The following is a 12,012-nucleotide window of genomic DNA, read 5'->3' on the forward strand; positions in this document are numbered from 1 at the left end:
TTCTGCCACTACTCCCTATTTGAAACTTACACTAAACATGAAAAAATATGATTAAAAAACTACAGTTTAGGCTGCTTGGTATTTTTGGCTTTATGGCCATTTTATCCCCGGCTTATTCACAGAATCAAGTAAGCGGTAAAGTGACCGGTTCTGATGGAGAATCTCTACCTGGTGTTTCTGTTGTGGTATTAGGAACTACCACGGGTGTGTCTTCTGACGTAAATGGAAATTATAAACTAAGTGCATCTCCAAAGGGAACATTGGTTTTTACTTTTATTGGAATGGAAAAACAAGAAATTTCCATTGACGGGCAATCTATCATAAATGTAGAGATGAAAGACGATGCAAACGTCTTGAATGAAGTGGTGGTGGTAGATTACGGTTATGGAACTGTAAAGAAAACTGACATGACAGGTTCTGTAGCTTCTATTTCAGGAAGAGAACTGTCAAAAATTCCTTTGACCAGTGCAGCTCAAGCTATCACAGGTAGGCTGCCAGGTGTTAATGTATTGACTACAGATGGTTCTCCGGATGCAGAAGTAGTAATCAGAATACGAGGGGGAGGTTCTATTACGCAAGATAACTCTCCACTCTTTGTGGTAGATGGCTTTATAGTGAGTAGTATTAGAGATGTACCGCCTACAGATATTGAAAGCATCAATGTTTTAAAAGATGCTGCCGCTACAGCTATTTATGGTGCACAAGCTTCTAATGGTGTAGTGGTAATTACTACTAAAAAGGCTAAAGCAGGAAAGGCCAAGGTTTCTTATAATGCTTTCTATCAATTAAAGCAGATGCCGAAAGATAGAAAGTATGAGGTACTAGACCCTTATGAATTTGTACTTGCGAATTATGAGTTTGCAAAACTAAACTCCGACGCTGCTGTAAGAAATTTTGAACGTTTTTATGGTGTTTATGATGACTTAGAGCTTTATAAACAAAAAGCTCCAAGCGACTGGCAAGAAATTCTTTTTGGTGCACCGAGACCTTCACAATATCATAATGTTAGCTTGTCTGGAGGAACAGAAATGACCAAGTTAAGCTTGAGCTTGACGCACAATAATGATGCAGGTCTTTTGGTGAATAACGGTTTCAAGAGAAATGTTATCAATTTTAAATTAGACCAAACCATTTCTAAAAAGTTAACCTTTAACGCAAGTGCTAGATTGACAAATACAGTGGTAGATGGTGCTGGAACTTCAGGAAGAGCACAGTTAAGCATTAAAGATGCGGTTCAAACAAGACCTGTAAATGGTATTGCAGACGAATTAGATATTGATGTAAATACAGTTGACCCTAATGATGATTTTAATTCTTTCATTAAAAGCTTAGTAAGTCCTTTAGAGCTTACTAAACAAGATTGGCGTGAACGAACTACCAATGATTACATTATTAATGGCTCTCTAACCTATGATGTTTTAGATAATTTAATAGCGAAAACTACCTTTACTACCTCCAGACAGTTTGAGAATAATCTTAGGTATTATGGCCCTTTAACTGGTGAGTCATTTAATAATGGTGGTAGTCTTCCTTTAGGGCAAAAAACTAATTATGAGAGAACTTCGCTTCGTTGGTTAAATACCTTAAACTATAAGGTAGCTAATCTGTCAAATCAAAAATTAGACTTTTTAGTGGGGCATGAAATTTATACCACTGGCGGAAATTCAGCATTCATTCGTTCGGAAGATTTCAGAGCTTCTATTACGCCAGAAGAGCTTTTTGCCAACATGACCTTTGGTAGAACAGACAGACTGGAAACTTCAGTTTTTACAAAGTCAAATAGAGTTTCTGTGTTTGGTAGAGCAGATTATCAATTAAATAATAAATACCTAGCTACACTAACTGTTCGTGGAGATGCGTCTAGCAAGTTTGCAAAAAACAATAGAGTAGGTATTTTCCCTGCCATAGCTTTGGGCTGGAAACTATCTGAAGAAGCTTTTTTAGCAGATGTAAATTGGCTTGATGAATTAAAACTACGTGCCAGTTACGGTGAGACGGGTAATGATAGAATTGACCCAACTGCTACACAGTTTTTATTTGAAGGTTCCACTAATCGTGGTCCTGGTTTTGGGAATTTTGACAATGCCTACTATACACCTACTGGTTCTACACTATATAATCCTGATATCATTTGGGAAACCACAGTTAATAGAAACTTAGGCCTTGATTTTACGTTGTATAAATCTCGTATCACGGGTAGTTTAGATATTTACAAGAACACTACTAGAGATTTATTACTGCGTTCTGCCATTCCTTCTAACACTGGTTTTTCTACACAGTGGAATAATATAGGTAGTACTTCTAATCAAGGAATTGAGTTAGGAATTAATGCCTTCTTGATTGATAACGATGATTTCACCTTAAGTGCGAATTTTAATATTGGTAGGAATAATGCCAAGATTGAAAAACTAGATGGTACTGATTCTAGATTTTTCCAATCTAACTGGGCTAGCACAGACCTAAAAGACAGAGACGATTATTACATAGAAGTAGGTGGCCGCCTAGGTGATATTTACGGTTATGTGACAGACGGATTTTATGCTACTTCTGATTTTGCATCTTATGATGCTGTCTCTGGTTCATATATTCTAAAAGAGGGCGTGCCTAATGCTTCAGGAACAGTAGGTAATACTAATTTAAGACCAGGCTTTTTGAAGCTAAAAGATTTAAACGGTGATGGTATAATTAATAGCGAAGACCGTCAGGTCATCGGAAATGCTTTGCCAGCTGCTCAGGGTGGTTTTGGTTTAAGCAGTAGCTTCAAAGGTTTTGACGCCTCCGTTTTCTTTAACTGGTCTTTTGGTAACGATATCTATAACACTGGTAAAATTCAATACAATCAATTTAGACGTGTGACTTATGGTAACCTTTTAAGCACCATGAGCATTGATAATAGGTTTAGCTATTTAGATGTGGATGGTAGCATAACGGGTGTTGCTGGTGATTTAGTTACAGATTTAGACCAATTAGCTCAGTTAAATGCTGATAAAGAAATTTGGTCTCATGGTAGTTATGGAGTGGCTCAGGCAGTAATTCACTCCTGGGCAGTAGAAGATGGTTCTTTTTTAAGACTTAATAATTTGAATATAGGATACTCGCTTCCGCGAAACCTAATTTCTAAAGTCAAAATGAACCAAGTTAGAATTTATGCTACAGGTAATAACCTTAAACTGTGGACAAAGTATAGCGGCTATGACCCAGAGGTGAGTACTAGCAGAGGAGGAAGCTCTTATTCAGGGCTGACACCTGGTGTAGATTACTCTTCCTTCCCAAGAAGCCGTTCTTATACTTTTGGAGTGAACATAACTTTCTAATTCTGAATAATTTAAATAAAAACAGAAATGAAATTAAGATTATTAATATTGGCCTTTTCTCTCACAATATTTTCTTGTGAAGACTTTTTAGACCCGGTTTCGCCATCCACTTTTGATACAAACTACGTTTTTTCTAACGTTGACGATACCCGAAGAGGTGTAAATGCTATATATGTACAGTTTGGTGTTGATGGTTTTAGATCAAGGCTATCAAACAACATGACCGGTAATACTGATGTAGAGCATCAAAGTGGTTGGACTAGTTCAGGAGATCGTTACCAAATATGGAATTTAGATGCACTTTCTACCAACGGTGATTTACGTCAGTTTTGGAATGCCGCTTATACAGCTATTAGAGATGCAAATATCGCCATTGAGGGAATAGAAGCTAGTGATGCTTTAAATTCCAATGAGCCGCAAGAGGTAAAATTGATGAATCATATGCTTGGGGAAGCTTATACTTTAAGAGCATATTGGTATAGCATGCTGACTTATTATTTTGGCGATGTTCCTAATGTAAGATTGGCTCCCAAAGCGGGTGTTGAATTTTATCTTCCTCGTGAAGATAGAAATGTAATTCTTACTGACGTAATCAATGATATGATAGCGGTAGAAGAAAATATGATGTGGGGAGACGAAACTCCATATGGTATAGAGCAGGTAAATAGAGAGTATACATTAGCTTTAATAGCAAGGTTAGCTCTGCAAAGAGGGGGTTATTATCTAACACCAGATTTAGAAATGAAGCGTGAAGGTGATTACCTAGATTATTACCAAATAGCTAAAGATTATACCTCAAAGTTGATAGCAATGAAAGACAGAGAGTTGCCATCAGACTATCGTCAAGTATTCTTAAATCAAAGCAAGTTTGTTAGTCCTACTAATAGCGAGATACTTTTTGAAGTACCATTTGCTTTAGGTAATGGCGATGTGGCTTGGAATATAGGAATCACAGTACAAGGTGGTGCTACTGCAAATCACGCTTTCGGGTCTGGGAGTAATTATATGGCTATTCCGCCAAGTTATTATTTCTCTTTTGACAAAAAGGACATTCGTCGTGATGTAACATGTGCTTTATACCGTGTCAATACGGCCTTTGAAGAGGAGTTTGTTTCTTCCCCTACAAACATTGCTCAGGGAAAATGGAGTCGTCACTTTTTAGACAATGCTCCAGGTTCTAGTACGGCAAAAGGTACTGGTATTAACTGGCCTATGATGCGTTATGCTGATGTTCTTCTTATGAATGCAGAGGCAGAAAATGAGCTTAATGGTCCTTCTTCGCTAGCACAAACTGCTTTAGCTAGAGTAAGACAGCGAGCTTTCCCAGAGGCAGAATGGGCGTCAAAAGTAGATACTTATATAGCTGGTGTCTCAGGAAGTAAAGATGCCTTTTTTGATGCTATTGTTGATGAAAGAGCTTGGGAGTTTGGTGGTGAAATGATAAGAAAATATGAACTTATTAGATGGGGCATTTACTCAGAAAAAGTAGCAGAGACGGTTCAGACTTTGAAAGAGATGACTGATGCCGCTGTTTCAGGAACGGGGAAATATTCTGACTTACCTGATTACATGTATTGGAAAAGAGATGAGAGCGGAAAGTTCGTAATCTTAAATCCAGATGAAAAAATATTGGCAGCACCAGACGATAGCTGGATAAGACAGCCATTTTTGATTGACATGTATGACGAGATAGAAACTTATGACCCTTGGATTACTAGAGACTGGGCAAACTACATTAATGGTCCTAAACCTGGTGTGGCAAGATATATTTTCCCTGTACCGGAGGAAGCGGTTTCTGCCAGTAGAGGAACTATTTCAAATGATGGGTATCAATTTTAAGCTAACTACTAATTGAAATAAGATGAAGAATACTATAAAAAATACTACAAATTGGATGTTAGCACTTATCGCCGTCATGGCGGTATTTGTAACCGCCTGCGAAAAAGATATTGTGTATGAAAAAACACGACTCTTTAGACCCGTATTGGGAAGTCAGTTGGAAGCAATTGAAAATAAAATTGAAGTAAATCTCGGAAACATAAAGGAAGCTACTTCTTATACTTTAGAAGTAAGTAGAGATTCTTTTAATGTGGTCGATTATCAGTTTGAAATTGATACAAGCTACTTTTTAATTGATGAAAATTTATTAGGAGAAGAACTGCTTTATAATACACTCTATCAAATAAGAGCAACTGCTCATGCAGCCGATCCTCAATATGATAGTCGAGCAGCAGATTTAGGGGCCGTAAGAACAGAGCGTTTTCCTTCTATTCTGAATTTACCTAAAATTAATGACGTCATAGATACCAAGGCAAAAGTGACTTGGGCTATTGCAGGTGCGGCTGTTACGGGTGTTAAAACTTTCTCTTCTGAAGATTTAAGGTTAACCACACCTTTGGCGTCTTATGATGTTTCTCCTAATGACCAAACTGCCGGTGAAACTATTATAGACGGCTTAGAACCAGACTCCAAATATCAAATCGCTATTTATAGTGGAGATAAATTAAGAGGGTGGGTGGATTATGAAACCTTGGTGGCAGGAGTTGACCCTAATGCAGGTAATGTGATTGACCTAAGTGATAATGAAGATCCTGATGCACTAGCATCTGCGGTGCTGGCTGCCGGTGATGGAATGATTGTTCTTTTGAAAAAAGGAGTAACATATAATTTTCCAACGGAGCGTCTAGATAAATCAATCACAATAAAAGGTGCTTATGGTTTTGAAGAAAATAAAGCTGCGATGTTTACTACAGGAAACTGGAATGTAGCGGAGGGTGCCAAGATAGACCATATAGTTTTTGATGATATTGAACTTATGGGTGAAGATATAGGTGGAGACTATGTTTTCAATATTAATAACAGTGGTGACGCTACCATCATTAATGAACTACGTTTTGAGAACTGCATTCTTCATGACTTCCGTGGCGTAATGAGATTGCGAAGTGATGTGTTCGTTAAAAATTATACTATCTCTAATTCAATAGTACGTGATATTGGTGGATACGGTGTGTTTACATGCGATACAGATGGTGATGACAAGGCGGCTATTGACAATGTGATTTTCCAAAACTCTACATTTTATAGAGTCAATACTTTTTTATCTACCCGTCAAAGTGTACAGAGCTTCCTAATAGATGGATGTACGGTTAATCAGGTAGCTGCTACGGGTCAAAGAGTTTTCCGTTTTAGAGGAAAAGAAGGTAAAAGTGATGTGGTAAATGGCCTAACAATTTCTAATACTATATGGGGTCACGGCTGGGACAGCTCAGAATCGGGCGATTTAAGTGTTCAGTTAATAGGCGGAGGTCTGGAAGCTACCAGTTTCAACATTGTAAACACATGGGGTACTTCTGATTTTCAGGCTCGGGAAGGTACCGAAATGGCAGGTTTCCCTGCTCTTAATTATAGTGGTGAGGCTAGTAATTTATGGCTTGACCCATATAATGGAGATTTTAATATTCAAGATAATGGCTTCGGTGGGAGATTTGACGCAGGAGATCCTAGATGGAGAGCAAAACTTTAACAGTAAAGTAATAATGGTTGAATTTAAAAGTATGGTCATTTTGACCATGCTTTTTTTCTTTAAAAAACTATGAAGTATATATTGTTATTAACGGCTTTTTTGCTTTCGAAATGCGAAGAAACTACCATTTACGGTAGTAAAGATTTAGATATAGCACCTGAAAAGCCTTCGAGTATAAAACAAAGTCAGGATGAGCTTCTTGCTTTTCCAAGTGCTGAAGGTTTTGGTCAAGATGCCACGGGTGGCCGTGGAGGTAAGGTGCTTTTTGTGACCAATCTAAATGATAGTGGTACAGGTAGTTTTAGATGGGCTGTGCAGCAATCTGGAGCTCGGTATATACTCTTTAAGGTTTCAGGAACCATTGCCCTCAAATCAAAATTAGTAGTAAGTAATGGTGATTTAACGATAGCTGGTCAATCAGCTCCTGGCGACGGTATTTGTATTAAAGATTACCCAGTCGTTTTAGATGCAGACAATATCATTATTCGCTTTATGCGATTTAGGCTTGGCGATGCTGCTGCTCAGCAAGCCGATGGTTTAGAAGCTAGATTTCATAAAAATATTATGATAGACCACTGTTCCATAAGTTGGTCTTCTGACGAAACTGCCACGTTCTATCAAAATGAAAACACCACCCTGCAGTGGTGCATGATTAGCGAAAGTTTGACTAACTCGGTCCATGAAAAAGGCTCGCATGGCTACGGTGGTATTTGGGGCGGTAAGAAAGCTACTTTTCATCATAACCTTTTTGCCCATCATCAGAGCCGAACACCGCGTTTTGGAGAAAGAGCAAACGAGGCATTCGCTTTGACGGACTTGGTAGATATGAGAAATAATGTCATCTATAATTGGGGTGCGAATGGCTGTTACGGTGGTGAGGCTATGAACGTCAATATGGTGAACAACTATTACAAACCAGGGCCAGCAACACCTAATTCTAAAAAAGAACGAATAGTTTCTATCGACAAAAATCTTAGCCCAGAGGCGGCGGTTTATAATATTTGGGGCAAATATTACATAGCAGGAAATAAGGTAGAGGGGAGTCAAAGAGCTACAGATGATAACTGGACTTATGGCGTCAAAAATCAGTTTCATTCTAAATATGGGGTCATAACAGATGCGATTTTGAATATCATCAAAATCTCACAGCCACATGATATTTTTGATAATGTTACTACTCATTCTGCTGATGAAGCTTATCTGAAAGTACTGGCAGCTTGCGGAGCATCTTATAAACTAGATGCGGTGGATAAACGGATTTTAGAAGAGGTGGCAAATACCACTTTTACCTTTAAAGGAAGTAACGGTTCTGAAAATGGAATAATAGATTCGCAAGAAGATGTAGGTGGTTTTCCTGTACTAAATCAAACAGAAAGCCCAATAGATAGCTCAGAAGATGGTATGCCGGATGAGTGGAAAAAGTTAAAAGGATTAGATATTTCAAAAGACCAGTCTACAGGTCGCCAGCTTTCTACGGCTTATGACAATGTGGAGGTATATTTAAATGAATTAGTAAAAGAAATAGTAGAAAAACAGATATGAAAAAAATACTTTTTTTGATTTTAGTAATGGGAAGTGCTTTCAGATTAAGTGCTCAGGAGGAGGTTTATAACCCGAATTTACCAGATGGGAAGTACAAAAACCCTATCATACATGCGGATTACTCAGACCCTGATGCCATTCGAGTGGGAGATGATTATTTTATGGTGTCGTCTAGTTTTAGTCATTTTCCTGGTTTGCCTATTTTACATTCTAAAGATTTGGTAAACTGGGAAATAATAGGCCATGCGGCTCTTTCTTATCCTGATGCAGTTTTTGAAAATCCACAACATGGAGATGCTATTTGGGCTCCAAGTATTCGTTATCATGATGGCGAGTATTTTATTTATTATGGTGACCCTGATAGAGGAGTTTTCATGACTAAAACCACCGACCCTTTTGGGAAATGGGAGCCTTTAAAATTGATAAAGAAAGTGGTGGGTTGGATAGACTGCTGTCCACTTTGGGATGATGATGGCAAAGCCTACTTGGTACATGCGTATGCTAATAGCCGCTCTGGAATCAAAAGTGTTTTATTGATCAATGAAATGACACCAGATGGTAATGAAATTTTAGGCACTTCTACTTTGGTTTTTAATGGTCAAAAAGGGCATGAAACCATTGAAGGCCCTAAGCTTTATAAGCGTAAAGACTATTACTACATTTTTGCTCCAGCAGGTGGGGTGTCAACGGGTTGGCAAACCATTTTAAGGTCAAAAAAAATATATGGTCCATATGTAGACAAGATAGTTTTAGAGCAAGGAAGTACTAACATAAATGGACCTCACCAAGGTGCATGGCTTGATACCCAAACGGGCGAGGAGTGGTTTATACATTTCCAAGATAAGATGGCTTACGGAAGGGTGGTTTTACTTCAACCAATGTCATGGAAAGATGGCTGGCCTGTAATGGGAGTTGATTATGATGGAAATGGGGTAGGAGAACCTGTGGCGGAGTTTAAGAAGCCAAACATTGGCAAAGTGTTTAGCGATGTTAAAGTACCTCAAACCTCTGACGAGTTTAATGCTACTAAGCTAGGGCTGCAATGGCAATGGCAGGCCAATTCTAAAAAAGAGTGGTATGCTCTCACGGGGAAAAGCTTAAGGTTAAATGCCCAGAAATTTGATTATAATAACCTTTGGCCTGTTAGTAGTATTCTCTTGCAAAAGTTTCCTGCCATGGATTTTGCTGCAAGCACAAAACTTAAACTAAACGCTCTTACTGAAGGTGAAAAGGCAGGTTTAATAGTTTTTGGAATGGATTACGCCTATGTAAGTATAGAAAAGAAAGGGACTAAGTACCTAGTGAAAATGGTAGCGTGCATGGATGCTGAGGGTGGCAAAGATGAAAAGATACTTGATGTTATAGAGATTGATCAAAACGACATTCACTTTAAAGTGGAGGTAACATCTTCTACAAATGCTAAGAACGTACCAGTGGCAAAGTGTCAATTTGCCTATAGTTTGGACGGGAAAAAGTTTACTACCCTAGAAGAAAGCTTTAAGGCCAATAAAGGTAAATGGGTGGGAGCTAAAGTTGGTCTTTTTGCTACCTCTAAGGAGGAGAAAGCAGGATATGTGGAAGCAGACTGGTTTAGAATAAGTAAGTAATTACCAGTCAGCTATTTGCTGTAAGAATTGTACTTTAAGGTGGGATACTTAAACATAAAGTGAAATCAGTTTATATGATTTAGTAATCAAGTATCTTCGCGGCTATGTGGATGTATTTAGGTCTTTTAGCGGCACTTTTCTTAGGATTACATAACTTATGTAAAAAACATGCAGTGCAGGGAAATGAAATTTTCCCTGTGCTCTTAGGTACTGTTTCTGCCGGGTTTTTATTGATTCTTCCCTTTTTCATAGGCTCTATTTTTTATCCAGAAGCTACTAAAGAGATTGGTTTTTATGTAGAAGGTATTCCGTGGTCTACGCACGGATTTATATTTATTAAATCTATGATAATGGCGGCTTCTTGGGTTTTGGCCTATGAGGCTTTGAAACATTTGCCTATTACCATTGTTACACCTATAAGGTCTGCAGGGCCATTTTTTACTTTTATAGGAGCTTTGGTGATTTATCAAGAACGCCCTAACTTTTACCAATGGATTGGCTTTTTTCTCATCATATTTTCAGTTTTTCTTTATTCTAGAATTGGCAAGAAAGAAGGAATAAACTTCAAAAACAATAAATGGATTTACGCCATTATTGGAGCCACATTTTTAGGAGCTACTAGCGGCCTTTATGATAAATATTTGGTACAGAGTCTGAACTTAAATCCGCAAACCTTACAATTTTGGTTTTGCTGGTATACCATTCTTATATTATTAGTCATTCTATCCATCACTTGGTTTCCCTTTAAAGCAAAACGCCAAGCGTTCATCTGGCGATGGAGCATACCAGCAGTGGGGATTTTGCTACAAACAGCCGACTATTTCTACTTCAAAGCCTTACAAGACCCAGATGCATTAATTATGCTGCTTTCGGCGATAAAGCGGAGTCAAATTTTAATAGCGGTCTTGGTAGGCGGATTGATTTTCAAAGAAAAGAACAAGCGTAAAAAGCTTATTCCATTAGTCGGAATTATGATTGGCGTAGCCTTGATTATGTTTTTTAAATAGAAAAAGCCAACCCAAAAAATATGAGTTGGCTTTAGAATATATAAACGTTAAAATCTTTTCGGCTTAATTAAATCCGAATTTTATCAAACCTTTTTTGCTCAATTTTAGGGCTTCCATTGGCTCCATGCCATCAAAAACTTGGTCTTGCTCCACTATATAGTATTCCATACCTGAAAGCTCAGCTTTATCTAAGATTTTCTTGAAATCAATGGTTCCTTGTCCTACTGGGGCAAATCTACCTTGCTCATCCATGTCTTTTACATGCCAGATTTTAAAACGACCAGGGTACTTTTCAAAATAAGCTATTGGGTCAGCACCAGCTTTAGTTACCCAGTAAAGGTCCATCTGGAAGTTTACAAACTCAGGGTCTAAGTGCTCAAGTAAATACTCAATTGGTATTACACCGTTAGCATCTTCTTTAAACTCAAAGTCATGATTGTGATAAAGAAACTCTAAACCAGCCGCTTTTGCTTTACGCGAAATAACGTCTAAAATGTTTGTTAGCTTCTCAATATTATCTTCCATTGACAGTGTTCTAGTTTTTGGGTCAAACTTAAACATGCCCATTGGAGGTACAGGAGCTATGAAATACTTAAAACCCGCAGCTTTAACGTCAGCCACTAATACATCTGCATTGTCTAAAGTCATAGACCCCATGTGAACACTTATTGGCTTTAGTCCTAAGCTTTTCATGTATTTCTTAAACTCCTTAGGAGCCATTCCATAAAATTTGCCATCCTTATAGTCTACCGCCTCAATGTACTTATAACCTAGCTCAGCTACTTCTTTCAAAGTGGCTTTAGCATCTTTGCCCATTTCGTTTCTGACAGTATATAGGGTCATGCCACCCCATTTGTCTTGAGCCATCATGGATGTACTCATAGAGAGCAACAGAATGGCGGTCAATATTTTAGTGAAAAGTGTCTTTTTCATAAATTAAAATTCGAGTTTATTATTAAAGCCCACAATGTACTGAATGTTGGAATATATAAAGATATTTTTAGACATAATGTATTCTT

General features: G+C 38.0%; 7 protein-coding genes. 6 read left to right on the forward strand and 1 reads right to left on the reverse strand.

The window, feature by feature from the left end:
• Positions 1-47: 47 nt before the first annotated feature.
• The 6 genes from AADJ06_RS19125 to AADJ06_RS19150 all read left to right on the forward strand — a co-directional run bounded on the left by AADJ06_RS19125 (position 48) and on the right by AADJ06_RS19150 (position 10,993).
• Positions 48-3,314 carry a TonB-dependent receptor gene (locus tag AADJ06_RS19125; RefSeq protein ID WP_341228099.1) on the forward strand — a complete coding sequence of 1,089 codons (3,267 nt, stop codon included), beginning with the start codon at positions 48-50 and terminating at the stop codon, positions 3,312-3,314.
• A gap of 27 nt (positions 3,315-3,341) precedes the next feature.
• Positions 3,342-5,153: a RagB/SusD family nutrient uptake outer membrane protein gene (locus AADJ06_RS19130; protein ID WP_341228100.1), complete on the forward strand. Its 1,812-nt coding sequence runs from the start codon at positions 3,342-3,344 to the stop codon at positions 5,151-5,153.
• A gap of 22 nt (positions 5,154-5,175) precedes the next feature.
• Positions 5,176-6,837 carry a DUF4957 domain-containing protein gene (locus AADJ06_RS19135; RefSeq protein ID WP_341228101.1) on the forward strand — a complete coding sequence of 554 codons (1,662 nt, stop codon included), beginning with the start codon at positions 5,176-5,178 and terminating at the stop codon, positions 6,835-6,837.
• Positions 6,838-6,906: 69 nt separating this feature from the next.
• Complete coding sequence (locus AADJ06_RS19140) at positions 6,907-8,379, forward strand: pectate lyase (protein ID WP_341228102.1); 1,473 nt, start codon at positions 6,907-6,909, stop codon at positions 8,377-8,379.
• Positions 8,376-9,986 carry a glycoside hydrolase 43 family protein gene (locus tag AADJ06_RS19145; RefSeq protein WP_341228103.1) on the forward strand — a complete coding sequence of 537 codons (1,611 nt, stop codon included), beginning with the start codon at positions 8,376-8,378 and terminating at the stop codon, positions 9,984-9,986. The genes AADJ06_RS19140 and AADJ06_RS19145 overlap by 4 nt, the downstream gene beginning before the upstream one ends.
• 104 nt (positions 9,987-10,090) lie before the next feature.
• Entirely contained in the window at positions 10,091-10,993 is a 903-nt protein-coding gene (locus AADJ06_RS19150; RefSeq protein ID WP_341228104.1) for an EamA family transporter, read from the forward strand.
• A 63-nt stretch (positions 10,994-11,056) separates the two neighbouring features.
• Here the strand turns inward: AADJ06_RS19150 and AADJ06_RS19155 are convergent, their stop codons facing one another.
• The gene (locus AADJ06_RS19155) at positions 11,057-11,926 is read right to left on the reverse strand and encodes a sugar phosphate isomerase/epimerase (RefSeq protein WP_341228105.1); all 870 of its coding nucleotides are present in this window, start codon (positions 11,924-11,926) and stop codon (positions 11,057-11,059) included.
• Between the last annotated feature and the right edge of the window lie 86 nt (positions 11,927-12,012).

Source organism: uncultured Arcticibacterium sp., from assembly GCF_964021845.1.
Classification (GTDB): domain Bacteria; phylum Bacteroidota; class Bacteroidia; order Cytophagales; family Spirosomataceae; genus Arcticibacterium.